At 73.2% G+C, this 22,480-nt stretch carries 24 protein-coding genes; 11 read left to right on the top strand and 13 right to left on the bottom strand.

All coding sequences use genetic code 11. The annotated features are described in order from the left end of the window. The first annotated feature begins 38 nt into the window (after nucleotides 1-38). Nucleotides 39-785 (top strand): phosphotransferase family protein, encoded by a 747-nt coding sequence (locus ACZ4U4_RS16885; protein WP_467874404.1) that lies wholly within the window; start codon nucleotides 39-41, stop codon nucleotides 783-785. Nucleotides 786-802: 17 nt separating this feature from the next. Here ACZ4U4_RS16885 and rpsR read toward each other — a convergent pair whose 3' ends face one another. The 4 genes from rpsR to rpmG form a co-directional block, all read right to left on the bottom strand. Then, a complete protein-coding gene (gene rpsR, locus ACZ4U4_RS16880) occupies nucleotides 803-1,039 on the bottom strand; it encodes a 30S ribosomal protein S18 (protein WP_467874402.1) in 237 nt (78 codons plus the stop codon). Nucleotides 1,040-1,239: 200 nt separating this feature from the next. After that, nucleotides 1,240-2,406, bottom strand: coding sequence for a CobW family GTP-binding protein (locus tag ACZ4U4_RS16875; RefSeq protein WP_467874400.1), 1,167 nt, complete (start codon nucleotides 2,404-2,406; stop codon nucleotides 1,240-1,242). Then, nucleotides 2,403-2,678 carry a type B 50S ribosomal protein L31 gene (locus ACZ4U4_RS16870; protein ID WP_467874397.1) on the bottom strand — a complete coding sequence of 92 codons (276 nt, stop codon included), beginning with the start codon at nucleotides 2,676-2,678 and terminating at the stop codon, nucleotides 2,403-2,405. The genes ACZ4U4_RS16875 and ACZ4U4_RS16870 overlap by 4 nt, the downstream gene beginning before the upstream one ends. A gap of 90 nt (nucleotides 2,679-2,768) precedes the next feature. Continuing rightward, nucleotides 2,769-2,933: a 50S ribosomal protein L33 gene (gene rpmG, locus ACZ4U4_RS16865; protein ID WP_030284084.1), complete on the bottom strand. Its 165-nt coding sequence runs from the start codon at nucleotides 2,931-2,933 to the stop codon at nucleotides 2,769-2,771. A gap of 64 nt (nucleotides 2,934-2,997) precedes the next feature. On the opposite strand from rpmG, the gene rpmB reads away from it, so the two are divergent. The 4 genes from rpmB to ACZ4U4_RS16845 all read left to right on the top strand — a co-directional run bounded on the left by rpmB (nucleotide 2,998) and on the right by ACZ4U4_RS16845 (nucleotide 5,193). Next, nucleotides 2,998-3,234 carry a 50S ribosomal protein L28 gene (rpmB, locus tag ACZ4U4_RS16860; RefSeq protein WP_467874396.1) on the top strand — a complete coding sequence of 79 codons (237 nt, stop codon included), beginning with the start codon at nucleotides 2,998-3,000 and terminating at the stop codon, nucleotides 3,232-3,234. Beyond that, complete coding sequence (gene rpsN, locus ACZ4U4_RS16855) at nucleotides 3,234-3,539, top strand: 30S ribosomal protein S14 (RefSeq protein ID WP_467874394.1); 306 nt, start codon at nucleotides 3,234-3,236, stop codon at nucleotides 3,537-3,539. The genes rpmB and rpsN overlap by 1 nt, the downstream gene beginning before the upstream one ends. Nucleotides 3,540-3,867: 328 nt before the next feature. Next, on the top strand, nucleotides 3,868-4,677 hold the full coding sequence (locus ACZ4U4_RS16850) for an SGNH/GDSL hydrolase family protein (protein WP_467874391.1): 810 nt from the start codon (nucleotides 3,868-3,870) through the stop codon (nucleotides 4,675-4,677). A 252-nt stretch (nucleotides 4,678-4,929) separates the two neighbouring features. Then, nucleotides 4,930-5,193, top strand: coding sequence for a hypothetical protein (locus ACZ4U4_RS16845; RefSeq protein ID WP_078654008.1), 264 nt, complete (start codon nucleotides 4,930-4,932; stop codon nucleotides 5,191-5,193). A 152-nt stretch (nucleotides 5,194-5,345) separates the two neighbouring features. Here the strand turns inward: ACZ4U4_RS16845 and ACZ4U4_RS16840 are convergent, their stop codons facing one another. The 3 genes from ACZ4U4_RS16840 to hmgA form a co-directional block, all read right to left on the bottom strand. Next, nucleotides 5,346-6,584 carry a type ISP restriction/modification enzyme gene (locus tag ACZ4U4_RS16840; protein WP_467874389.1) on the bottom strand — a complete coding sequence of 413 codons (1,239 nt, stop codon included), beginning with the start codon at nucleotides 6,582-6,584 and terminating at the stop codon, nucleotides 5,346-5,348. Nucleotides 6,585-6,736: 152 nt separating this feature from the next. Beyond that, on the bottom strand, nucleotides 6,737-7,486 hold the full coding sequence (locus ACZ4U4_RS16835; RefSeq protein ID WP_467874386.1) for a GntR family transcriptional regulator: 750 nt from the start codon (nucleotides 7,484-7,486) through the stop codon (nucleotides 6,737-6,739). Nucleotides 7,487-7,502: 16 nt separating this feature from the next. Further along, nucleotides 7,503-8,843: a homogentisate 1,2-dioxygenase gene (gene hmgA, locus ACZ4U4_RS16830; RefSeq protein WP_467874384.1), complete on the bottom strand. Its 1,341-nt coding sequence runs from the start codon at nucleotides 8,841-8,843 to the stop codon at nucleotides 7,503-7,505. A 200-nt stretch (nucleotides 8,844-9,043) separates the two neighbouring features. On the opposite strand from hmgA, the gene ACZ4U4_RS16825 reads away from it, so the two are divergent. From ACZ4U4_RS16825 to ACZ4U4_RS16815, 3 genes are all read left to right on the top strand, one after another. After that, nucleotides 9,044-9,655, top strand: coding sequence for a TetR/AcrR family transcriptional regulator (locus ACZ4U4_RS16825; RefSeq protein WP_467874381.1), 612 nt, complete (start codon nucleotides 9,044-9,046; stop codon nucleotides 9,653-9,655). Nucleotides 9,656-9,859: 204 nt separating this feature from the next. Beyond that, nucleotides 9,860-11,266 carry a CitMHS family transporter gene (locus tag ACZ4U4_RS16820; protein ID WP_467874378.1) on the top strand — a complete coding sequence of 469 codons (1,407 nt, stop codon included), beginning with the start codon at nucleotides 9,860-9,862 and terminating at the stop codon, nucleotides 11,264-11,266. A 173-nt stretch (nucleotides 11,267-11,439) separates the two neighbouring features. Further along, entirely contained in the window at nucleotides 11,440-11,925 is a 486-nt protein-coding gene (locus tag ACZ4U4_RS16815) for a GNAT family N-acetyltransferase (protein WP_467874375.1), read from the top strand. A 45-nt stretch (nucleotides 11,926-11,970) separates the two neighbouring features. Here ACZ4U4_RS16815 and ACZ4U4_RS16810 read toward each other — a convergent pair whose 3' ends face one another. Both ACZ4U4_RS16810 and ACZ4U4_RS16805 read right to left on the bottom strand, forming a co-directional pair. After that, nucleotides 11,971-13,014: an urea transporter gene (locus ACZ4U4_RS16810; protein ID WP_467874373.1), complete on the bottom strand. Its 1,044-nt coding sequence runs from the start codon at nucleotides 13,012-13,014 to the stop codon at nucleotides 11,971-11,973. A gap of 56 nt (nucleotides 13,015-13,070) precedes the next feature. Then, nucleotides 13,071-13,754, bottom strand: coding sequence for a TetR/AcrR family transcriptional regulator (locus tag ACZ4U4_RS16805; RefSeq protein WP_467874370.1), 684 nt, complete (start codon nucleotides 13,752-13,754; stop codon nucleotides 13,071-13,073). Nucleotides 13,755-13,921: 167 nt separating this feature from the next. On the opposite strand from ACZ4U4_RS16805, the gene ACZ4U4_RS16800 reads away from it, so the two are divergent. Continuing rightward, on the top strand, nucleotides 13,922-14,551 hold the full coding sequence (locus ACZ4U4_RS16800; RefSeq protein ID WP_467874368.1) for a TetR/AcrR family transcriptional regulator: 630 nt from the start codon (nucleotides 13,922-13,924) through the stop codon (nucleotides 14,549-14,551). Between the two features lie 120 nt (nucleotides 14,552-14,671). On the opposite strand, the gene ACZ4U4_RS16795 is transcribed toward ACZ4U4_RS16800, so the two are convergent. Continuing rightward, nucleotides 14,672-15,133 carry a MaoC family dehydratase gene (locus ACZ4U4_RS16795; RefSeq protein ID WP_467874366.1) on the bottom strand — a complete coding sequence of 154 codons (462 nt, stop codon included), beginning with the start codon at nucleotides 15,131-15,133 and terminating at the stop codon, nucleotides 14,672-14,674. A gap of 283 nt (nucleotides 15,134-15,416) precedes the next feature. Between ACZ4U4_RS16795 and soxR the strand changes: the two genes are divergently transcribed. After that, nucleotides 15,417-15,956, top strand: a complete 540-nt coding sequence (gene soxR / locus ACZ4U4_RS16790; protein WP_467874364.1) for a redox-sensitive transcriptional activator SoxR — start codon at nucleotides 15,417-15,419, stop codon at nucleotides 15,954-15,956. Between the two features lie 309 nt (nucleotides 15,957-16,265). Here the strand turns inward: soxR and ACZ4U4_RS16785 are convergent, their stop codons facing one another. The 3 genes from ACZ4U4_RS16785 to ACZ4U4_RS16775 all read right to left on the bottom strand — a co-directional run bounded on the left by ACZ4U4_RS16785 (nucleotide 16,266) and on the right by ACZ4U4_RS16775 (nucleotide 19,399). Further along, nucleotides 16,266-17,705 (bottom strand): amidase, encoded by a 1,440-nt coding sequence (locus tag ACZ4U4_RS16785; protein ID WP_467874362.1) that lies wholly within the window; start codon nucleotides 17,703-17,705, stop codon nucleotides 16,266-16,268. Nucleotides 17,706-17,829: 124 nt separating this feature from the next. Continuing rightward, nucleotides 17,830-18,660 (bottom strand): 3-keto-5-aminohexanoate cleavage protein, encoded by an 831-nt coding sequence (locus ACZ4U4_RS16780; RefSeq protein WP_467874359.1) that lies wholly within the window; start codon nucleotides 18,658-18,660, stop codon nucleotides 17,830-17,832. 70 nt (nucleotides 18,661-18,730) lie between these two features. Continuing rightward, nucleotides 18,731-19,399, bottom strand: coding sequence for a hypothetical protein (locus ACZ4U4_RS16775; protein WP_467874356.1), 669 nt, complete (start codon nucleotides 19,397-19,399; stop codon nucleotides 18,731-18,733). A gap of 226 nt (nucleotides 19,400-19,625) precedes the next feature. Here ACZ4U4_RS16775 and ACZ4U4_RS16770 point away from each other — a divergent pair, with 226 nt between their 5' ends. Beyond that, the gene (locus ACZ4U4_RS16770; protein WP_467874353.1) at nucleotides 19,626-22,442 is read left to right on the top strand and encodes a penicillin acylase family protein; all 2,817 of its coding nucleotides are present in this window, start codon (nucleotides 19,626-19,628) and stop codon (nucleotides 22,440-22,442) included. Nucleotides 22,443-22,480 lie beyond the last annotated feature (38 nt).

The following is a 22,480-nucleotide window of genomic DNA, read 5'->3' as shown; positions in this document are numbered from 1 at the left end:
GGCGACGTCGGCGATCGCCACGGGGATACTGGGCGCCCATGGATGAGGTCAAAGTCGTTGTCGCCCATTCCGAGCGCGCGACCCTGCGTGTCGGTGACGTGTTCTTGAAGGTGGATGCCGATCAGGCGCGCATCGATGCCGAGGTCGAGGCGATGTCCCTCGCGCCGGTCCCGACCCCGGAGGTCCTGTGGCGCAAGCCGCCGGTGCTCGCGATCGCCGCGCTCCCGGGCACGACGCTCGGGCGCCTGGGCGGAGCGTCGACCGGGGCGTCGGCGGCGTGGGCGGCGGCGGGCGCGGCCATCCGGAAGCTGCACGATGCGCCGCTGCCGCCCCGGCCCGGCCGGGCGGGCCGGAGCGCCGTCGCGCTGGCGGCGGAGCTCGACGCCGAGTGCGAGGTGCTCGTGGCGAACGGCCTTCTCCCCGCCGACCTGGTCACCCGCAACCGCCAGGTCGCCGAGGCGGCGCTGCGGCCGTGGACTCCGGCGTTCACGCACGGCGACCTGCAGATCGCGCACGTCTTCGTCGACGGCGGCGAGGTCACGGGCATCATCGACTGGTCCGAGGCGGGCCAGGGTGATGCCCTGTACGACCTCGCCACCTTCACGCTCGGACACGAGGAGCACCTCGACGACGTCCTCGCCGGCTACGGCACCGACGTCGACCTCGAAGTGATCCACGCGTGGTGGTCGTTGCGGAGCCTGCTGGCGGTGCGCTGGCTGATCGAGCACGGCTTCGACCCGTTCGCGCCGGGCTGCGAGGTCGACGTGCTGAGATCCCGGATGTGAGGCTGCACGGGCCCGAGTTACCGCGACGCGTACGGCAGCAGCGCCATCTCCCGGGCGTTCTTGATGGCGCGGGCCAGCTGCCGCTGCTGCTGTGCGGTGACCCGGGTGATCCGGCGGCTGCGGATCTTGCCGCGGTCCGAGAGGAACGTCCGGAGCAGGGCGGTGTCCTTGTAGTCGAGGTACGTGATACCCGCCCGGTCAAGGGGGTTGGGGCGGGGCCGGGACTCCTTGCGGGGAGCGGGACGGCGAGTCATGGCAGAACCTTTCGGAGGTGGTGGTGGAGGGAAATCGCGATCAGGGAGAAGGCTGAGGCGCAGCGTGGCGAGGTTCAGGGGCAGGTGAACGATTAGGAGTGGGGCCGCGGCACCTTCAGAGGGAGAGCCGAAGGCCCCGGCCACCGGCCGACCACATCAGCCCCAGCCCCCAGCCCCTCAGCACCCCGCGCCCCCCAGCATCAGGAAGCAGGCTCCAGCAGCTCGTCGAACGCCCCCGGAAGCCGCTTCCAGGCCGCGTGGCCCCCGGCGCACTCCGCGTCCGTCAGCAGGCAGGAGTCGAGCAGTCGGGTCAGGCCGTCGCGGTCGAGGCCGGGGGCGGTGAAGACCAGGTGCTGGCAGCGGTCGCCGTGTTCGGGGTGCCAGTCCAGGGCGGCGGCCGCGCGGCGGACCGGTGGCACCAGTTCCCAGGCGGCGTCCGGCAGCGAGGCGAGCCATGGTCCGGCGCTCTCCACGCACAGGGCGCCCCCGGCGGCCTCCCAGGACAGCAGCGCGTCGGGACGGTCGGCGAGCCAGAACCGGCCCCGGCTGCGGGCCGCGGCGCAGGTCAGGTCCTCCAGCGCGGCGTAGAGCCGCTCCGGGTGGAAGGGGCGGTGGCGGCGCCAGACCAGGGTGGTGACGCCGGACTCGTCGGCCTCCTGCGGCAGCAGCGCGCACGCCGGATGTTGGGCCGCCGCAGCGGCGTCCACGTCGAACCCGCCGTCCTCACCGAGTGCGGCCCGGACCAGCGGCCCGGACGCCGCCGGGAGGTGCCGGGCCGTCGGGTGCAGTTGGGCCAGCAGGGCGTGATCCGCGTCGTCGGCGTCCGGGCTGTCGACGAGGGCGAGGACCGGCGCGTACTCCAGCTGGCGCGCCCAGGTGTCGCCGACGGTGCGCTGATCGGTGGCGGCCGCGGCGAGTCCCGCCTCGGTGAGGTCGTCGCCGTTGGACAGGACGGGCAGGACGAGTGCCGGATCGACGGCGGTGACGACGGTGGTCAGGCGCAGCCCGTCCCCGCCGTGGGCCGCGACGACCTCGGCCATCGCGCGCGGCTCCACGGAGTCCCACAGTTCCACGACGGCCAGCCGGTGCAGCCCGCTGTCGGCCAGCCGCCGGAGTTCGGGGACCAGATCCTCCCGCAGCGCACAGCAGGCACAGTCGTTGACCAGCGGTGCGGTGCCGCGTGACAGTTCGCCGACGGCGTCGCTGAGGGTGCGCAGCACGGTCCCGTCGGCCGCGGCGCCGAGGTCGTGGTGGAGGGCGACGGCGTCCGGCACCGCGGTCAGCAGCCGCTGGACGACCTCCTGCCGCGCCTCGGCGTGCAGCCCGCCGACCAGAACGACGGGGAGCGGGCGTCCGGTGCCGCTCATCGCTCGTCCCGCCGGTCGCTGCGCTCGTCCCGCCGGCCGTAGCGGCGCTCGAAGCGTTCGACGCGTCCGGCGGTGTCCAGGACGCGCGTCTGCCCTGTGTAGAAGGGGTGGCTGCGTGAGGAGATCTCGACGTCGATGACGGGGTAGGTGTGGCCGTCCTCCCACTCGACGGTGGTGTCGGACGTGGCGGTGGAGCGGGTGAGGAAGGCGAATCCGGCGGCCTTGTCGCGGAAGACGACGGGGCCGTAGGCGGGGTGGATGCCTGGCTTCATGAAGGGGTCCTGCCTGTTCTGTCGGGACGGGTTCTTCGGCGGGCGCGATGGTCCGGGACGGGCGTCACGGCATCGGGCGCCCGGCCGCGCTCAGCGCTCCTCGCGGAAGTCGACATGGCGGCCGGCGACCGGGTCGTACTTGCGCAGGACGAGGCGGTCGGGGTCGTTCCGGCGGTTCTTGCGGGTGACGTAGGTGTAGCCGGTGCCGGCGGTGGAGCGGAGCTTGACGACCGGGCGGAGTTCGTTGCGAGCCATGCCGCTACTATATGGGAATGATTTTCATTATCGACAACCCCTCCCGGGAAAGGTGATGCCTCTCATGTCCGCCCACTGTCAACTGACCGGAGCCCGGCCCGGCTTCGGCAATGCGATCTCCCATTCGCACCGCCGCACCTCCCGCCGCTTCGACCCGAACATCCAGCGCAAGCGCTACTGGCTGCCGAGCGAGGGGCGGCACATCCGCCTCACGCTCAGCGCCCGGGCGATCAAGACGGTGGACGTCATCGGCGTCGAGGCGGCGGTGGCGCGGATCCGTGCGCGGGGAGGGAAGGTCTGATGGCCAAGCAGAGCAAGATCGCGAAGAACGAGCGGCGCAAGGCGCTCGTCGCCCGCTACGCGGCCCGCCGCGCCGAGCTGAAGGAGATCATCCGGCGGCCGTCCTCCGGCGACGCCGAACGTGCCGCCGCCGTCGCCGAGTTGCGCCGCCAGCCACGCGATGCCAGCGCCACCCGGGTGCGCAACCGCGACAGCGTCGACGGGCGCCCCCGTGGCCATCTCCGGAAGTTCGGCATGTCCCGCGTACGGATGCGGCAGCAGGCGCACGCCGGATTCCTCCCCGGGGTCACCAAGTCCTCCTGGTGACTCTCCGTCGCCGGGCTGCGTGCCCGGCGGGCGCGGTGCCGTACCCCTCGGGTGCGGCACCGCGGTGCGTTCGGCGACGTTCGGCGGCGTACGGAGGCGGCCGGGAACCCGGGGCGCACGACGGGACTTTACGGACAGCTTCCGGGTGTCGATGCGTACGGGACGCGTGGGGTTGACGTGGCGCAGGTCATGTCCTCGGGCGAACAACTCGCCCAACAAATCGGGGCACTTGCCGTGAACTCTCGACGAGTTTTGACATGAGCACTTCCGGTTACCCGCGAGTCCTGCTACTAACAAGTCGGCAGAGATCCTGCCCCAGGGAGGTTCCATGAGACTGTCCCGCGTTGCCAAGGCGACGTCCGCCCTCTTCGCCACCATGGCGCTCGTGCTCACCGGCGCGAGTGCCGCCACCGCAGCCGAACGGCCCCTGGCCGCCACCGGTTACGTGGCGCTCGGTGACTCCTACTCCGCCGGCGTCGGTGCCGGCAGTTACGACAGCGCCAGCGGCTCCTGCAAACGCAGCACGAAGTCCTACCCCGCGCTGTGGGCGGCCGCCAACTCGCCCTCGTCCTTCGACTTCACCGCCTGCTCCGGCGCCAAGACGGGCGATGTGCTGAACGGGCAGCTCGCCCCGCTGAGCTCATCGACCGGCCTGGTCAGCATCAGCATCGGCGGCAACGACGCCGGCTTCGCCGACACCATGACCACCTGTGCCCTCCAGGGGGAGAGCGCCTGCCTGACGGCCGTCTCGAAGGCCATCTCCTACGTGGACAACACGCTCCCCGGCCAGCTCGACGGCGTCTACAGCGCGATCTCCCAGAAGGCGCCGTCCGCCCATGTGGTGGTCCTCGGCTACCCGCACTTCTACAAGATCGGCGGCAGCTGCGTCGCGGGGCTGTCCGACAAGTCCCGCGCCGCCATAAACGGTGCCGCCGACGAGATCAACAGCGTCACCGCCAAGCGCGCCGCCAACCACGGCTTCTCCTTCGCCGACGTCAACGCGACCTTCAGCGGCCACGAGCTCTGCTCCGGCAGCGCCTGGCTGCACAGTGTCACCGTGCCGGTCGACGAGTCGTACCACCCCACGGCCACCGGCCAGTCGAGCGGCTACCTGCCGGTCTTCCGCTCCGCCGCCTGACCCGAGGCGCACTCGGCTGTACGGGAGGGCTCCCCGATCGGGGGCCCTCCCGCGCTGCGTCGCCCGCCCGGCCCCGTCCTGCCGGGGGTTCAACTCGCCGTCCGCGCACCCCCGTACGTGATCTTCCGTAGGGTGTCGGACGACACCACGGCGAGGCAGGTGAAACCGATGGCCGGTCTGCACGTGTGTCCTCGGGGAGAGATAGGGTTACCCTGCCCGGGGCCGGGTGCCCTCGTACGGGTGGGGAGAGTCATGGAACAGATAACAGTGCGCAGCAGGGCGCGAGTCCCTGCCATCACCTGCAAAAGCGGTGCGTCCAGTGCGCGCCTCGACCGTCACCTCGCGGTGCTGGGCGGCCCTGCCATCCCGCAGCGTGAGGCGCAGGGCGCGACATCACTGATGCAGGAACTGACGGCTCGTGATCATATGCGTACGCGGCGCAGCCGCGGCGCACGGGTGTCGTTGTTCGCGCCGCTGCGCAGGCTGCGGCGTTCGCTGTTCGGCGGCCACGGCTGACCCGCAGCTGACCTCGGCACCCCGGCGGCCACGCCGTCCCGGTGCGGCGCGGCGGCCCCCCGCCCGCCCGGTCCGGGACGGCGCCCCGCCACCCACCACCCGTTGCCCGTGACGGGTGGTTTTTGCGTCTCCGCACCCGGCATCCCGCCGGCTCAGAGCAGCGCGAACTGCCCGCCGGGCCCCTCCTCCTGATGGTCGAGCACGGACGCCGGACGCCGGGCCCGCACCGGAACCGGCAGCACCCCGGCCGCCCGCAGCTCCGCCACCCCGATCCCCGGCGCCCGCGCCGCCTCCTCGCGCAACGCGGCGCGCTCCGGCTCCGCCTCGGCCAGCAGCGCCAGCACGGTGACCAGCTCCAGCAGCTCCGTCGTCCACTCCGGAAGCCAGCCGTCCGGCCCGAGCGCCGCCAGCGGCTCCGCCTCGTCCGCCGCGGCCGTCGCCGACCGCGCCGCGCACCACGCCTCCAGCACCCGCATCCCGTCCGCGTGGTACGCCCAAGCGCCCGCCGGTACCGGGGCGATCCGCCCGGCGCCGAGCAGCAGCGCCTCCTCGTCCGCGTCGTACGCGCAGTCCGCGGGCAGTCCGCGGGTCGGCAGCGGGGCGCGGACGTACGGACGGCGGCCACCCGGAAGCCGGGGGCGGGCGCCCGCCGGGCCGCCGCGGTCGTGGGCGCCACGGGTCTGGAGCCACACCAGCCGCTCGCCGAGCGCCACGCCGCGCTCCCACAGCCCGGCGTCCGCGGGCAGCGGGACCGCGCAGCCACCGGCGGCGGGCCGCGCCGCCGTCGTCGCCCAGGCCAGGACGTCGGCGGGCGCCACCGGGCGGCCCAGCCGCTCCGCGAGCAGGGCGGTCAGGCCGGGCGCGAGGTTCGGTTCGTGGCCGCCGGGCCGGCGGTGGAGCGGGCGGATCCGTCCGCCGCGGCCGGAGGGTGACCGTCCGTCGGGCAGCACCGCCGTGCACAGCAGCGGCGGATCGTTCTCGCGCGGCGATGCGCTCCACTCCACGACGTAGAGCTGCCGGTCGTCGGCGACCCGCCACAGCTCCGGCCGGGCCGCGTCGAGCAGCCGGTGGTCGGGCAGCAGCCACCGCAGATCGTGGCCGCCGTGGGCGTAGCGCACCGGCTCGGGGCAGCGGCCCGCGGCGTCCGCCAGCGCACCGGTCGCGGTGGCCTGGCCGGGCAGCTGCCCGACGGCGGTGTGCAGGGTCCGGGCGCGTGAGGGGCGGAGCAGCCGGGCGCGTTCGGCCGCGTCACCGGCGGCGACCAGCGCGTCCCAGCGGCGGCGCAGTGCCGCGGGGTCGGGTCCGGCGACCCAGGCGCGGCCGGGCCGCAGCGGCGGCACCGACCAGGGCAGCAGATCGGACAGCAGTGGCGCGTCCTGCTTCGCCGTCACACCAAGCCCCTTCCGGACCGTTCGGCCGACCCCGGCATCGTAGGACGTGCGGGCGAACTCCGGCCCCTGCCCCGGGGCGTCCCGGTTGCGGCGCTGCTCGGGGGACCACCGGTCGCAGCCTGGAGCGCATCCGACGCCGGAGCGGCGTCGGGTCAGTGGGCGTCCAGGGTGACGGTGAAGGAGAACCGGTCGCCGCGGTAGTGGATGTGGGTGACGTCGACCGCCCGGCCCGACTCGTCGTAGGTGATGCCGGTGTAGTGCAGGATCGGACTGAGCAGCGGCACCCGGAGCAGCCGGGCGGTCTCCGGGTCGGCGAGCCGCGCCTCGACGGTGTCGGTGATCCGGCTGATGCGCACGCCGATGGTGTCCCGCAGCACCTTCGTCATCGGCCGGTGCGCCAGATCGGCCGGGTCGATCCGGGCGGCGACCTCGGGGTGGACGTAGTTGCGGGCGTGGTTGGTCGGCTCGCCGCTCTCCTCGTCGCTGCGCAGCCGGACATACCCGGCGACCTCCCGCAACCCGGGGAAGAACTCCGCGAGTTCCGGCGGTACGGGGACCGGCCCGTGCTCCAGCAGCCGGGAGGTCATCCCGGACTGCTGGGCCACGATCGCGTCCACCGAACCGAGCAGCCGCACCGGGGCGCCGCGCCGGGCGCTCGGCTCGATGAACGTGCCGCGCCGCCGGTGCCGGCTGATCAGCCCCTCCGTCTCCAGCTCCTTCAGCGCCTGACGCATGGTCAGCACGCTCACGCCGTAGTGCGCGGCGAGCGCGTCCTCGGTCGGCAGCCGCAGCGGCGCCTCGGGGGAGCGGCCCAGTATGGAGGCGCGCAGCGACTGCGAAACCTGGTACCACAGGGGCAGTTTGCGGTTCAGCGCGAGCGAGTCGGGTGCGAAGGTCGTCACAGGGCGTTCCCCGGTGTCACGGGCGGAAGTGGCGCTGGAGACCCTGCCATACGTCGTCGTAGCCGTGCTGCAGATGGTCGGCGTCCTTGGCCTGATCGGTCAGCGTCAGCGGCCAGCGGGTCTCGAACATGAAGGCAAGACCGTCGTCGATCTTCTGCGGCGCCAGCTCCGCGGCGCCGGCCCGCTCGAACGTCTCCCGGTCCGGTCCGTGCGCCGACATCATGTTGTGCAGCGAGCCGCCGCCGGGCACGAACCCGCCCCGCCCGCCGGTCTTCGCGTCGTAGGCGCCCTCGATCAGGCCCATGTACTCCGTCATCACATTGCGGTGGAAGTACGGCGGCCGGAAGGTGTCCTCGCCGACCAGCCAGCGCGGCGCGAAGACCACGAAGTCCACCCCGGCCAGCCCCGGGGTGTCGGACGGCGAGGTGAGGACCGTGAAGATCGACGGGTCCGGGTGGTCGTAGCTGATCGACCCGATGACGTTGAAGCGGCGCAGGTCGTAGACGTACGGGACGTGGTTGCCGTGCCAGGCGACGACGTCGAGCGGCGAGTGGTCGTAGGTGGCGCTCCAGAGGTTGCCGCAGAACTTGTTGATCACCTCGACGGGCCGCTCGGTGTCCTCGTACGCGGCGACCGGGGCGCGGAAGTCCCGGGCGTTGGCGAGGCCGTTGGCGCCGATCGGGCCGAGGTCGGGGAGCTGGAAGGGGCGGCCGTAGTTCTCGCAGACGTAGCCGCGGGCGTGCGGGCCGGTCAGCACGGCGCGGAAGCGGACGCCGCGCGGGATCAGCGCGACCTCGCCCGGCGCGGCGCGCACCACGCCGAACTCCGTGTGCAGCAGCAGTGCGCCGCTCTCCGGCACGATCAGCAGTTCGCCGTCGGCGTCGCCGAACACCCGGTCCGTCATGGAGGAGTTGGCGTGATAGAGATGCACCGCCATACCGGAGCGCTGTGTCGCGTCGCCGTTGCCGCCGAGCGTCCACAGGCCGTCCACGAAGTCGGTCGGCTCCTGCGGCGCGGGCAGCGGGTCCCAGCGCAGCCGGTTGGGGTCCGGCACGCAGTCGGTGAACGGCGCGGAGCGCACCCCGCGCCGGGCGATGCGGGTGTACGGCGGATGGGCGGCCGAGGGGCGGATGCGGTAGAGCCACGACCGGCGGTTGTGGGCGCGCGGTTCGGTGAACGCGGAGCCGCTGAGCTGCTCGGCGTAGAGGCCGAGGGGTGCGCGCTGGGGGGAGTTGCGGCCCTCGGGCAGTGCGCCGGGCACCGCCTCGGAGCTGTGTTCGTTCCCGAATCCGGTGAGGTACGCGAGGTCCGGCTCCCCGGCCGCCGCGCCCGCCCGTTCCGTGCCCGTGTCTGTCATCGCACGCTCCCGCCGTTTCAGGAAAACCTGGAATCCTATGGGGAACCCTAGGATTGGCGGGGAGGGGCGTCAACGGAGACTCCCGGCCGGGGTGGCCGGATCCGGTCTTCTGGCACCTCCGGCGGCCCGTCGCCCGCCGCCATATGCGGCCATCCGGGTGACTTCCGGTCACCTCGCGGCTCGCCGGGCAGGATGGAGGGGTGCAGCAGCCCACCCCGCTCCGCCGCGTCCCCGTCCAGCGCCGCAGTGCCCAGCGCCTGGCCCGCATCCTCGACGCCTGCGCCGAGGAGTTGGAGGAGGGCGGTTACGAGGGCCTGAGCACCCGCGCCGTCGCCGGACGCGCCGGGGTGCCGATCGGCTCCGTCTACCGCTTCTTCCCCCACAAACGCGCCATGGCCGAGGCGCTCGCCGGGCGCAACCTCGACGCCTACGCCGACCGCATCACGGCCCGGCTGACGGCCCCGGACGCGCCCGGCGGCTGGCGCGGCGCGATGGACGTCGTCGTCGACGAATACCTCGCCATGAAGCGGACGGTGCCGGGCTTCGCGCTCGTCGAGTTCACCGTCCCGGCGCCGCGCGACTCCCGCCAGGCCAACCACGCGGTCGCCGACCGCCTCCTCGGACTGCTCGCCGCGCCCCTCGCCCTGGATGCCGCCGACGAACGGCTGCGCACCGCCTTCCTCGTCGGCGTCGAGGCGGCCGACTCCCTCCTCCAACTCGCCTTCCGGGTCGCCCCCGAGGGCGATCCGGGCATCGTCACCGAGACGAAGGAGCTGCTGCGCAGCTATCTGGCCCGGTATCTCGACGGGTGAGCCGGGGCCGGCCCGACGCCGTGCGGGGCCCGGTGGATCGGCCGCGGCGGCCCCGCTCCGGCCCATATATCCGTTTCACCCTTGTGACCTGGTGTTTTGCTCGTATTGCTCGCACGTCAAGACCTTGTTAACGCGAGTTTCAGCCACCTAACGTCACCTCGACCGCCGTCCGGCGGGTGTTCAAGGGCGAACGTGAGGTACCCCGTGCTGACAATCCTCGGATTTGTCATGATCGCCACCTTCCTGGTGCTGATCATGATGAAGAAGGTGTCGCCGATGGCGGCGCTCGTACTCATCCCCGCGCTGTTCTGCGTCCTCGTCGGGAAGGGCGCGCACCTGGGCGATTACGTGATCAAGGGCATCGGCGACCTGGCCCCCACGGCCGCGATGCTGATGTTCGCCATCATCTTCTTCGGCGTGATGATCGACGTCGGGCTCTTCGACCCGGTCGTCCGGGCCATCCTGCGGTTCTGCAAGGCCGATCCGCTGCGCATCGTCGTCGGTACGGCGGTGCTCGCCTCGATCGTCTCGCTGGACGGCGACGGCTCCACCACCTTCATGATCACGGTCTCCGCGATGTACCCGCTCTACCGGCGGCTCAAGATGAGCATGGTCGTCCTGACCGGCGTCGCCGCCACCGCCAACGGCGTGATGAACACCCTGCCCTGGGGCGGCCCGACGGCCCGCGCCGCCACCGCCCTCAAGCTCGACGCCGGCGACATCTTCGTCCCCATGATCCCGGCCCTCGCCGCCGTCCTCGTCCTCGCGTACGTCCTCGGGCGCCGCGAGCGCAACCGGCTCGGCGCGCTCTCCTTCGCCGCCGCGGACCGGTCGGCCGAGACCGCGGAGGCCGAGGAGGACGCGCAGGTCCTGACCGGTGCGGGCACCGCGACCGGCGGCGCCGCGACGGCGGGTACGGCACCGGCCTCCGGCGGGACGGACGCCCCCGCCGACACCGCGGACGACGGTTTCCGGGGCCTGGACCCGCACCGCGCCACCCTGCGGCCGAAGCTCTACTGGTTCAACGCCGCGCTCACCGTCGCGCTGCTCACCCTGCTGATCCTCCAGACGCTGCCGATCCCGGTGCTCTTCCTGATCGGCGCGGCGCTCGCCCTCACCGTCAACTTCCCGCAGTTGCACCTGCAGCGGGAGCGCATCGCGGCGCACGCCGAGAACGTTCTGAACGTCTCCGGGATGGTCTTCGCCGCCGCCGTCTTCACCGGCGTGCTGACCGGCACCGGCATGGTCGAGCACATGGCCCGCTGGCTGGTCGGCAACGTCCCGGACGCGATGGGCCCCCACATGGGCCTGGTCACCGGCGTGTTGAGCATCCCGCTGACGTATCTGATGTCCAACGACGGCTTCTACTTCGGCATCGTCCCGATCCTCGCCGAGGCCGGTGCCGCCCACGGCGTCGCCCCGGTCGAGATCGCCCGCGCCTCCCTCGTCGGACAGCCGCTGCACATGTCCAGCCCGCTGGTCCCCGCGGTGTTCGTCCTCATCGGTATGGCCCGCGTCGAATTCGGCGACCACACCCGCTTCACCATGAAGTGGGCCGCGCTGACCTCCCTCGTGGTGCTGTGCGCGGGACTGCTGATCGGCATCATCTAGGGGCGGAGGAACGCGGGCCCCGGGGCCGCCGGCCCGCGGACCGGGGCCGAAACCGTTGGACGCCCCTCGGGTCGGTCGGCGAGCATCCGTGGGTGACAGATGAAGTGGATGGCGGGGGACCGTCCGTGCGGAGCCCGAGGTGCGTACGTTTTGCCGAGCTGTCCGGCGGGGCGATGTCCGCTCTGCTCGACGGTGACCTGGCCGAAGCCGGGAGAGTGGCCGGGGTTCCGCTGACCGAGTACTTCGTGACCGACCGGGCACGGTGGCTGTGGCGGTACCGGCTCGACCAGATGGCCGCCGATCCCGGCGGGGCGCGGTGGATGGTGCGACAGGCGATCGTCGCCGACAGCGGTCTCGTCGTCGGACATGCCGGGTTCCACGGACCGCCCGATGAGGCCGGCACGGTCGAGATCGGCTACGCCGTCGCTCCCGACTTCCGCCGCCGGGGATATGGCCGCTCCGCGCTGGGCGAGCTGCTCCGCCGGGCTGCGGCCGAAGCCGCGGTCACGACCGTGCGGGCGGCGATCAGCCCCGGCAACGTGGCGTCCCTGGCCACGATCTCGGGCTTCGGCTTCGTCGAAGTCGGCGAGCAGTGGGATGAGGAGGACGGCCGTGAACTCGTCTTCGAGGTTCCGGCCCGCCGGGTTCCCGCCGCTTGACGAGAGATGGGGCCCGGGGCCGGAAGCCCCGGACCCCGCCGTCCGTCAGGCCGCCGCCGCGACCGGCGTCTGTGCGTCGTCCGTGGTCTCGGCGGGCGCCGGGGCCTCCGGGCGGCGCAGCCGCGGGAAGGCCGGGGCGGCGACCAGGAAGACCAGCGAGACGAGGACGAACGGCCAGGTGAAGGTGTGGCCGCCGGACGGGGCGAAGAGCGCCGCCATCGCCGAGCTGAGGCAGGTCGCGGTGGCCGCCGCGATCACCGCGTACCCCAGGCTCCAGGCGTCGGCGACGAGGAACACCCCGCACAGCGCCATCGTCACCAGCACCGCGTTGTACCCCATGGTGCCCTCGGCGACGTCCGCGGCGGGTGCGCCCAGCGCCCAGGCGGTGAAGATGCCCACGGCGCTGCCGATGCAGGCCATCACCCCGGCCCGGCGGCTGGCCACGAAGATGCCGACGAGGAAGATCAGGCCCACGTACCACTGCGGCATGAAGAAGATCTGCGCGAAGTCGGCGAAGAAGGCGTGCCACAGATCGGTCCAGCTGAGGGTGGTGGGGCCGCCCGCCGGGTGGGTCAGTGCGGCGAGCCCCTCGCCGTTGTGCCAGATCCGCTCGAAGCCGGGCGCCGCGATCGTCATGGAGCTGGCCATCAGGCAGTACGGCAGGGTGAACGTCGGCAGGTCCCAGGTCGCCAGGACCCGGGAGGCGGCGCCGGTGACGACGGTGACCACCGCGCTCCCGGCGAGTGCCAGCAGCGCGGTGGAGAGGTGGTCGGCGCCGAGGAAGACGGCGAAGCCGACCGCGACCAGACAGGCGTTGAAGCCCTCCAGGCCGGCGGTGATCCGGTCCCGGGTGACGCCCAGCAGCCGCGCGGTCGCGGTGCCGACGGCCGTACCGAGCAGACCGTAGACGCCGTACTGCCAGCCGGAGGCGAAGAGCGCGACGGCGAAGATCGCGCCGGTGAGGGCGTTGGGCAGGAAGTCGACCTGTGCCTGGCCGCGCAGCACCGCCAGCACGAAGTTCCACAGCTTGCCGAGGGGCGCCGCCTCCGGTTGCGGTGCGGCCCCCTCCTTCGTGTCCCGCTGACCCACGATGCCTCCATATGCCCGAAATGCCCCTGCCGGTCAGAGGCTGGTGCACTCTACATCTAAGGGCTGTGAGGGTCGGGCCGAGGGGGCGCGTCCGGTACGGAGCGGCCGCCCGGCCCGACCTGCGGATGGTGCAGCGCCAGCCCGTCGACCAGCGCCAGCAGCCCGGCCTCGAACGCCCCCTCGTCCACCCGCCGTTGGTGCTCCGCCAGCAGATGGGCCTGGCCGAGGTGCGGATAGGCGTCCGGGTCGTACGCGCCGGGGTCGTCGACGAAGCCGCGGGCGAACGAGCCGAGCGCGGAACCGGCCACGAAGTAGCGGACCATCGCACAGACCCGGGTCGCCTGGGCCGGCGGCCACCCCGCGTCGACCAGCCCGCCGAACGCCGCGTCCGCCATCGTCAGCCCCGCCGGACGGCGGCCGGGCCCCTGCGCGAGGAACGGCACGATGTGCGGATGCGCGGCGAGCGCGGCGCGGTAGGAACGGGCCCAGCCCAGCAGTCCGGCCCGCCAGTCGCCGTCCGCGAACGCGGTGACGTCGACCTGTGCGATGACCGTGTCGGCGACCGCGTCGAGCAGCGCGTCCTTGGTGGGGAAGTGGTTGTAGAGGGACGGGCCGCTCACCCCCAGCTCGGCGGCGAGCCGCCGGGTGGAGAGCGCCGTCAGCCCTTCCGCGTCGATGAGCGCCAGCGCCGCGGCGACGATCCGGGCGCGGCTCAGCAGAGGCTTGCGGGGGCGGGCCATGCCCCTCATGGTACGAGGCCGACCCGCCGCTGATCAGCGGTGCTGCCCGGGACCGCGGCCCGCCCCACGGCGCCCCGCGGGCATGTGCTAAGCGTCCGCTCACCCGCGCGGTAAGGTGTGCGGTCCGTCCGTGGAGGGTCCGTGGCGGAGAAGAAGCGGGGTGTGCGATGGACGCGGAGGCACGGGAGGCGGCGGGCGCCGGCGACGAGTGGGCCGATGTGGCCCCGGACGCCGCACGGCGCCTGGTCCGCGCCGCCGTCGAGGCGTTCGCCGAACGCGGCTACCACGCGACCACCACCCGTGACATCGCGGGCCGCGCCGGAATGAGCCCCGCCGCGCTCTACATCCACTACCGGACCAAGGAGGAACTGCTCTACCGCATCAGCGGCATCGGCCACGAGAAGGCGCTCGCCATCATGGGCGAGGCCGCCGCGGCCGACGGCAGCGCCGCCGAACGCCTCGCCGGAGCCGTCCGCACCTTCGTCCGCTGGCACGCCGAGCACCACACCACCGCCCGGGTCATCCAGTACGAACTCCAGGCGCTCGGCCCCGAGCACTACGCCGAGATCACCGCGCTGCGCCGCCGCACCGACCGGCTGCTGCGCCAGATCATCCAGGACGGCGCGGACTCCGGTGAGTTCCGCGCCGACGACGTCCCCGGCACCACCCTCGCCGTGCTGTCGCTCTGCGTGGACGTCGCCCGCTGGTTCACCGCCGACGGCCGCCGCACCCCCGACGAGGTCGGCGTCCTCTACGCGGGGCTGGTGCTGCGGATGGTGGGCGCGGAGGTGGCGTGACGGCCTCGGGGTGAGGGGCCCGGCGGTACGGATGCGGGCATGGCCTCGCGCCTCGGGGCGGCGGGTCCGGGGCGGGCGCCGTGCGCTCCCCGGGCCCGCCGCCTCCGGCCCGGCTCCGTCTCAGAAGGTGAAGCGGCTGACCGACTCCGCCACGCACACCGGCTTGGTGCCGCCCTCGCGCTCGATCGTCACCGCCGTCGTCAGCTGCACCCCGCCGGGCACCTCCGTGACCTCCGCGATCCGCGCGGTGGCCCGCACCCGCGAGCCGACCGGCACGGGCGTGGGGAAACGGACCTTGTTGGTGCCGTAGTTGATGCCCATCGCGACGTTGTCGACGCGCATCAGCTGCGGGACGAGGGCGGGCAGCAGCGACAGCGTCAGATAACCGTGCGCGATGGTGGTGCCGAACGGGCCGGCCGCCGCCTTCTCCGCGTCGACATGGATCCACTGATGATCGCCGGTGGCCTCGGCGAACTGGTCGATCCGCCGCTGATCGATCTCCAGCCAGTCGCTGGGGCCCAGCTCCTCGCCGACCGCGGCTCGCAGCTCGTCGAGCGATCCGAACACCCGGGGCTCAGCCATCCCGTCCGCCTCCTGAAGTTTCCCGCGCCGCCGGCCGCGCCCTGCCGGACGCCCGTCGCCGCTCACCGTGCACTGCTCTGATCCCTGCTCTGATCTCTGCGCTAAGCGCTTGCTCAGCATGCGGAGTGTGTGTGCCGCTGTCAACGGAACGGCGGAGGTCGGGTGAGGGCGGGGCCGGGCCTGGCGGGTGCGACGCGCGGTCGGGCCGGGCGCCGGGTCCGGCAGGGGCCCGGTCCGGCGGAGGGCTGCCCGGTGCCTGGTCCATGGGACCTAGGCTGGGCCTGTGCCCCAGCTTCCCTTCAAGGTCCATGAACTCACCGTCGGCCAGCTCTCCGCGCGCAGCGGCGCCGCCGTCTCCGCACTGCACTTCTACGAGACCAAGGGCCTGATCACCAGCACCCGCACGGCCGGAAATCAGCGCCGCTACACCCGCGACACCCTGCGCCGCGTCGCCTTCGTACGCGCCGCCCAGCGGGTCGGCATCCCCCTCGCGGTGATCCGCGACGCCCTCGCCGAACTCCCCGACGAACGCACCCCCACCCGCGACGACTGGGCCCGCCTCTCCGAGACCTGGCGCGCCGAACTCGACGAACGCATCGGCCAACTCGTCGACCTCCGCGACCACCTGACCGACTGCATCGGCTGCGGCTGCCTCTCCCTGGAACGCTGCGCCCTCTCCAACCCGTACGACAACCTCGGCCAACAGGGCCCGGGGGCCCAGCGGCTGCGGGTCGATCGACGGACGCCCGCGCCCGGTGCGCCGTCCGAGGATGCGGACGAGAAGCCGGGGCGGTGCGACCCAGGGACGGGGGAGGTACGGTGAGGCGGCCGTTCGGGCTTGGGCACATTGGGCTTCGCTGATCTCACGAGCCGAACGAAAACCCTGAGCTTCGTGACGAAACCGCTGGTCATGAAGGGTGGTCCCGCGTGTGCGGGGGTGGCCCCCAGCTGGGCAGTGCGGTCTCGCTCGCGGGCCAGTGGGCCCCGCGTGTGCGGGGGTGGTCCCATGAGTGGTGTACGAATCGGGGTTGAGCGGGCGTGGGCCCCGCGTGTGCGGGGACGGTCCGCGCCGTGTACGAACCGTGGGGCCCGGCCTCCGCCAGGCCCCACCCGGCACCTTGCGATCAGTCATTCACCACACCAACGGCCTCCGCCCCGCCCAAGGCCGAGCGCTCTCCAGCTGCGCCGACACCGCTATCAGCCGGGCTTCCTCCCCGTACCGTCCCGCCAGCATCACGCCGATGGGCAGGCCCTCGGGGGTCTGGTGGAGGGGGAGGCTGGCCGCCGGTTGGCCGGTGGCGTTGTAGAGGGCGGTGAAGGGGGAGTACGCGGTGATGGCGGCGAACTCCGCTGCGGGGTCGGTGTCGTTGCGCAGTTCGCCGATCTTCGGCGGGGGTGCCGCGACCGTGGGGGAGAGGAGGAGGTCGTAGCCGCCGGGCGGCATCAGTACGTCGGCGACGGTCTGGCCGACTTGTTGCAGCGCGTACAGGGACGCGGCGAACTCCGGGCCGGAGACCGCGGCGCCGCGTTCGCGCAGATGGCGGGTGAGCGGCATCAGCAGCTCCTCGCGGCCGGGCGGCACCGGGCGGTTCGCGGCGATCACCGACCAGACCCGGGCGAAGTGCTCGGGGAGGGCGTCGTCGGCGGGCAGGGACACCTCCTCGATGTGGTGGCCGAGGCCGCCGAGCAGCGCCGCGGTGTCGGCGACCGCCCGCCGGCACTCCTCGTGCACCTCGGCGCCCGGCACCGGCGACCCGGTCAGCACACCGATCCGCAGCCGTCCGGGATCGCGCCCCACGTACGCGGAGAACGTCTCGCCCGGCGGCAGCGCGGGCGCGGTGAACGCGTCCCCCGGCATCGGCCCGGCCAGGACGTCGAGCAGCGCCGCGGCGTCGGCGACCGTGCGGGCCAGCGGGCCGGAGGTGCCCAGGCCCGTGACATCGCGGAGCACCGGCCCGGAACTGACCCGGCCACGGCTGGGCTTGAGGCCGAACAGGCCGCACGCCGCCGCGGGGATGCGGATCGAGCCGCCGCCGTCCGAGGCGTGGGCGAGCGGCGCCAGACCGGCGGCGACGGCGGCGCCCGCCCCGCCGCTGGAGCCGCCCGCCGACCGGTCGAGGTCCCACGGGGTGCGGGCGGGCGGCCCGAGCCTGTTCTCGGTGTAGCAGGGCAGGCCGAACTCGGGGGTGTTGGTCTTGCCGAGCAGAACGGTGCCGGCGGCGCGGAGCCGGGTGACGACATGGTCGTCGACGGCAGGTATGCGGTCGTCCAGGGCGAGTGAGCCCAGGGTGCAGCGCACCCCGGCGACCTGGTTGAGGTCCTTCACCGGCACCGGGACGCCGTGCAGCGGCGGCAGCGGGCGGCCCTCGCGCCGGGCGGCGGTGGCGGTCCGCTCCGCCTCGGCCGCCTGCTCGCGGGCGATCTCCGGGGTGCGGGTGAGGAACGCCCCGACGGTGTCGTCGAGCCGTTCGACGCGGTCGAGGTAGTGCGCGGTCAGCTCGACGGGGGAGAGGTCGCCCGCCCTGATGGCGTGGGCCTGTTCGAGGGCGGTGAGATCGTGCAGCTCGGCCATGGTGTTCCCCTTCTCGGCTGTGCCGCGGGCCCGGGTGCCGTGCGGCAAGGGTGGACGGCGGTGCGGCCGTCGGTGGTGGTTCGGCCGGGGTGCGGCCGACGCGGCAGGCGGCTTCCGCCGTGCCTCAGCTGCCGGGGGCGGCGCCCGGGGAGCTGCCGGGCGAGCCGCCGCCGGATATCGCCTCCCGGGCGGCGGCCGCACCGGAGCCCCCGGCCGCCGACGGTGCGCCCGAGGATGTCTCGGTGGCCGCTAATTCAAGCGCCGCGCTCACGAGTTCGGCGTTGTCCCGGGCCGGGGCGCCGTCCGGCAGCAGCAGGGTGTCCTCGATGCCGATCCGGGTGGCCAGGCCCAGGCGGAGCGCCAGCCGCAGCACCGGCCAGGTGCCGCCCTCCTCGCCGTGCAGCAGCACCGGGCGGCCGTGCCGGGCGGAGCCGAGCGCGGCCAGCAGCCGCCGGGCCGTGGCCGGGGCCGTCGCCGCGTCGGTGTCGGTGACCTCGGCCAGCACCCGCAGCACCCGCGGGCGCAGCGGCGAGCGGGCGAAGCGCGCGGCGCCGGAGGTGCCGGACCAGATCCCGGCCTCCACCGCCACGCCCCGGGCGAGCAGTGCGGCGGCCACCTGCTCGGCGCCGGGCTCGTGCCAGTTGACCGAGGCGTGGTCGGGCAGCAGCGGCCAGGACCGTATCCGCGCCACCCGCTGTGCCGGATCGGGCTCGGCCCACGCGCCCGTCGTCACCCCGACCGGGACGGACACGGCCGCCCGCACCGCCTCCAGAACCGGGGCGACCACCCGGGGCGAGAGGGAGTCCTGCCCGCAGGGGGTCTTGGGGTGGACGTGGACGGAGGTGGCCCCGGCCGCCACCGCCCGCCGCGCGGCCTCGGCCAGCGCGGTCGGCGACAGCGGCACCGCGGCCGAATCCGCCGCGGTGCGGGCTCCGTTGAGAGCGACCTGAGTCATACCCCGATGCTGGCACAGGGGTCTGACAATCCCCGCCGAGGGTGCGAACTCGGCGGCGGGTAACGCCCGTTCAGGCCGCGATCGACGCTCCGAAGCGCGCGCCGGAACCGGCCGCCGTCCTCGCCGGTGTCACCGTTCCCGCCCCGGCGCCGGACGCCTCGCGCCGGGCCGCGGCCAGGGTGTCGCGGGTCAGCAGGGCGGCCGGGGTGATCACGCCGCAGTCCGCGCAGACCGGTCCGGCGGCTCGGCGGTCGGTGTCGGTGAGCGGGCGGAAGCGGGTGGAGCCGCACACCGGGCAGTCGTTCCGGAGCCGTCCGGACTCCATCGCCGCGATGACGGTGCGCAGCACCGCCGCGAGGGGGGCCGCCGGGTGCCGGTGCGGCGCCGCGCACGGCACGATCTCGCAGCCGCCCCAGGTGCGCCGGTGCCAGGCGTCGAGCGCGCCGGGCTGCCGGATGCCGTCCCGCTTCTCCCGGCGGCGCCGCGCGACGCACTCCGCCTCGTACGCCAGCCAGAGGGTGCGTGCCTCCTCCAGTTCGGCGAGGGCGGCGAGCAGGCGTGCCGGGTCGGGATCGCGGTCCTGCGGGGCGATACCGGCCCGGGTGCACAGGTGGTGCCAGGTGGCGCGGTGCCCGTAGGGGGCGAAGCGCTCCAGGCATTTGCGCAGGGCGGTGCGGCGCCGTGTGGCGAGGAGCCGCGGATCGCGGACCTGTGCGGCGAAAGCTCTGAAACCGGCCATATTCATCCCACCTCCGTGGGGAGGACCCGACTGGACACGGAAGGGACGTAGGGGAAGGCCGCCCGGATCCCTCGAATTTTCTTGCGGTTCCCGGGCGTGGGGCGGAAGGGGCGGTGGTCGTCGGGGGTGTCCGGTGAGGGATACGGAAAGGTGACTGTTGTTCATCTTCCCGTGGAGAGGTAACCAGCGGTAACGTCCGGCCCCACCCGCCTCCCGAGGAGCAGGAATGCGACGACGTACCGGAAGGCTCAGGACCGCCGCCGCGGCAGCCCTGTTCGCCTTGGGTGCCACGCTCTTGGCACCACCTCCCCTCGCGACCGCCGCCGACGGTCCCGAGGACTCCGACTACTGCCAGGGCCAGTGCGCCGACATCCTGCCGCCGGGCGCGACGGGCAACGCCACCCTCGCCGACATCCTGGCGAGCAAGGTCTTCGGCACCCACCCCGCGCACTCCGACGACCAACTCGCCCCGTACGGCGCCCTGGCGAGCGGCTACAAGTCGCTCACCGACGACACCCTGACCGACTTCTTCAACGACTCCTCCTTCGGCGTCCCCAAGGACCAGGTCGACAAGGTCACCGCGCCGCGCGACGACGTCACCATCACCCGGGACAAGAAGACGGGCATCCCGCACATCAAGGGCACCACCCGCTACGGCACCGAGTTCGGCGCGGGCTACGCCGCAGGCCAGGACCGGCTGTGGCTGATGGACCTCTTCCGGCACATCGGACGCGGTGAGCTGACCTCGTTCGCCGGCGGCGCTCTCGCCAACCAGGGCCTGGAGCAGGAGTTCTGGCCCCAGGCGCCGTACACCGAGGCCGATCTCCAGGCGCAGGTCGACCGGATACGCGACACCAACGGCGCCCGCGGCAAGCAGGCCATGGACGACGCCCAGGCGTACGTCGACGGCATCAACGCCTACCGCGAACAGTCGAAGAACGGCCGCTACTTCCCCGGGGAGTACGTGCTCACCGGCCATGTCGACGCGATCACCAACGCCGGGGAGATCCAGCCCTTCAAGCTCACCGACCTGATCGCCCTCGCCTCCGTCGTCGGCGGGCTCTTCGGCAACGGCGGTGGCGGCGAGGTGCCGTCCGCCCTCGCGCTGCTCTCCGCGCAGCAGAAGTACGGCGTCGAGAAGGGCACCGCGCTCTGGGAGTCCTTCCGCGAGCGCAACGACCCCGAGGCCACCAAGACCCTCCACGACGGCCAGAGCTTCCCGTACGCCGTCAAGCCCGCCGAGGCCGAGGGCACCGCGTTGCCGGACGCCGGATCGGTCACCGCCGAACCGCTGGTGTACGACCGCACCGGCGCGGCGGGCGCCAAGAAGCCCGCACAGGAGCCGGTCGAGGCGCCCGCCAAGTACCGCAAGCTGGAAGGGCTGTTCAAGGACGGTGTGCTGCCCAAGGGCGCCTTCGACCCGACCCAGCACCGCGGCATGTCCAACGCCCTGCTGGTCTCCGGCAAGCGCACCGCCAGCGGCCACCCCGTCGCCGTCTTCGGCCCGCAGACCGGCTACTTCGCCCCGCAGCTGCTGATGCTCCAGGAGATCCAGGGGCCGGGCATCAGCGCCCGCGGCGCCTCCTTCGCCGGTGTCGGCATGTACATCCAGCTGGGCCGCGGCCAGGACTACGCCTGGAGCGCCACCTCCGCCGGGCAGGACATCACCGACACCTACGCCGTCGACCTCTGCAACACCGACGGCTCCCCGGCCACCAAGGACTCGGTCGCCTACCGTTACCACGGCACCTGCACCCCGATGGAGAAGCTGGAGCGGACCAACTCCTGGAAGCCGACCATCGCCGACCCGACGGCCGCCGGCTCGTACCGGATGCAGGTCCTCCGCACCAAGTACGGCACCGTCACCCACCGCGCCACCGTCGGCGGCAAGCCCGTCGCCTACACGGCGCTGCGCTCCACCTACCGTCACGAGGCCGACTCCATCATCGGCTTCCAGATGCTCAACGACCCCTCGTACGTGCGTGACGCGCAGTCGTTCCAGCAGGCGGCGCAGCACATCGGCTACGCCTTCAACTGGTTCTACGCCGACTCCCGCGACATCGCGTACTACAACAGCGGCCTCAACCCCGTCCGCAACCCGAAGGTCGACCCGGCGCTGCCGATCAAGGCGGAGCCGCAGTACGAGTGGCGCGGCTACCAGCCGGAGAACAACCTCACCGACTACACCCCGCCCGCCGAGCATCCGCAGTCGGTCAACCAGGACTACTACGTCTCCTGGAACAACAAGCAGGCCGCCGACTACGACTCGGCGGGCTTCGGCAACGGCCCGGTGCACCGCGCCGACCTCCTCGACGACCGGGTCGCGGCCCTCACCGCCGAGGGCGGCGTCACCCGCGCCGCACTGACCCGGGCGATGTCCGAGGCGGCCGTCACCGATCTGCGCGGCGAGGACGTGCTGCCCGCACTGCTGCGGGTGCTCCAGAGCGAGCCGGTCACCGATCCGCAGCTCAAGAAGGCGGTGCAGCAGCTCGACTCGTGGCGCCGGGACGGCTCCCAGCGCCGGGAGACCGCCGCCGGATCGCACACCTACACCCACCCCGACGCGGTCCGACTGCTGGACGCCTGGTGGCCGCTGCTGGTCAAGGGCGTCTTCGCCCCGGAGCTGGGCGGCGACCTCTACCAGGCGCTCAACGCCAACCTCGCGATCGACGAGTCGCCGTCGGCGGGCCACGGCCCGACCGGGGCGCACGCCGGATCGGCGTTCCAGTACGGCTGGTGGAGCTATGTCGACAAGGACCTGCGCTCGGTCCTCGGCGAGAAGGTGCAGGCGCCGCTGGCCCGGCCGTTCTGCGGCAAGGGCGACCTCTCGGCCTGCCGGGACACCCTCCTCGACACGCTGCGCGAGGCGTCCGGGAAGACGGCCGAGCAGGTCTACCCGGGCGACGACAGCTGCAAGGCCGGTGACCAGTGGTGCTCCGACGCGATCATCCACCGCGCCGTGGGCGGTCTGACCCACACCGCGATCAGCTGGCAGAACCGCCCCACCTACCAGCAGGTGGTGGAGTTCCCCGCGCACCGCTGACCCGCGGGGGCACACAAGACGGACGCCGGTCCGGGGCA

Source organism: Streptomyces sp. NPDC029159 (assembly GCF_055564055.1).
The sequence above is the reverse complement of the archived record's forward strand: the minus strand, read 5'-3'. Positions and strand labels throughout refer to the sequence as shown.

What these genes read in the sequence shown, in the direction of transcription:
- ACZ4U4_RS16885 (WP_467874404.1), top strand. Translation starts at nt 39, where the DNA reads ATGGATGAGGTCAAAGTCGTTGTCGCCCATTCCGAGCGCGCGACCCTG.
- ACZ4U4_RS16795 (WP_467874366.1), bottom strand. Translation starts at nt 15,133, where the DNA reads ATGGCTGAGCCCCGGGTGTTCGGATCGCTCGACGAGCTGCGAGCCGCG.
- rpsR (WP_467874402.1), bottom strand. Translation starts at nt 1,039, where the DNA reads ATGACTCGCCGTCCCGCTCCCCGCAAGGAGTCCCGGCCCCGCCCCAAC.
- ACZ4U4_RS16850 (WP_467874391.1), top strand. Translation starts at nt 3,868, where the DNA reads ATGAGACTGTCCCGCGTTGCCAAGGCGACGTCCGCCCTCTTCGCCACC.
- ACZ4U4_RS16875 (WP_467874400.1), bottom strand. Translation starts at nt 2,406, where the DNA reads ATGAGCGGCACCGGACGCCCGCTCCCCGTCGTTCTGGTCGGCGGGCTG.
- ACZ4U4_RS16815 (WP_467874375.1), top strand. Translation starts at nt 11,440, where the DNA reads ATGTCCGCTCTGCTCGACGGTGACCTGGCCGAAGCCGGGAGAGTGGCC.
- ACZ4U4_RS16770 (WP_467874353.1), top strand. Translation starts at nt 19,626, where the DNA reads ATGCGACGACGTACCGGAAGGCTCAGGACCGCCGCCGCGGCAGCCCTG.
- rpmB (WP_467874396.1), top strand. Translation starts at nt 2,998, where the DNA reads ATGTCCGCCCACTGTCAACTGACCGGAGCCCGGCCCGGCTTCGGCAAT.
- ACZ4U4_RS16780 (WP_467874359.1), bottom strand. Translation starts at nt 18,660, where the DNA reads ATGACTCAGGTCGCTCTCAACGGAGCCCGCACCGCGGCGGATTCGGCC.
- ACZ4U4_RS16805 (WP_467874370.1), bottom strand. Translation starts at nt 13,754, where the DNA reads ATGGCCCGCCCCCGCAAGCCTCTGCTGAGCCGCGCCCGGATCGTCGCC.
- ACZ4U4_RS16845 (WP_078654008.1), top strand. Translation starts at nt 4,930, where the DNA reads ATGGAACAGATAACAGTGCGCAGCAGGGCGCGAGTCCCTGCCATCACC.
- hmgA (WP_467874384.1), bottom strand. Translation starts at nt 8,843, where the DNA reads ATGACAGACACGGGCACGGAACGGGCGGGCGCGGCGGCCGGGGAGCCG.
- ACZ4U4_RS16785 (WP_467874362.1), bottom strand. Translation starts at nt 17,705, where the DNA reads ATGGCCGAGCTGCACGATCTCACCGCCCTCGAACAGGCCCACGCCATC.
- rpmG (WP_030284084.1), bottom strand. Translation starts at nt 2,933, where the DNA reads ATGGCTCGCAACGAACTCCGCCCGGTCGTCAAGCTCCGCTCCACCGCC.
- ACZ4U4_RS16775 (WP_467874356.1), bottom strand. Translation starts at nt 19,399, where the DNA reads ATGGCCGGTTTCAGAGCTTTCGCCGCACAGGTCCGCGATCCGCGGCTC.
- ACZ4U4_RS16870 (WP_467874397.1), bottom strand. Translation starts at nt 2,678, where the DNA reads ATGAAGCCAGGCATCCACCCCGCCTACGGCCCCGTCGTCTTCCGCGAC.
- ACZ4U4_RS16800 (WP_467874368.1), top strand. Translation starts at nt 13,922, where the DNA reads ATGGACGCGGAGGCACGGGAGGCGGCGGGCGCCGGCGACGAGTGGGCC.
- rpsN (WP_467874394.1), top strand. Translation starts at nt 3,234, where the DNA reads ATGGCCAAGCAGAGCAAGATCGCGAAGAACGAGCGGCGCAAGGCGCTC.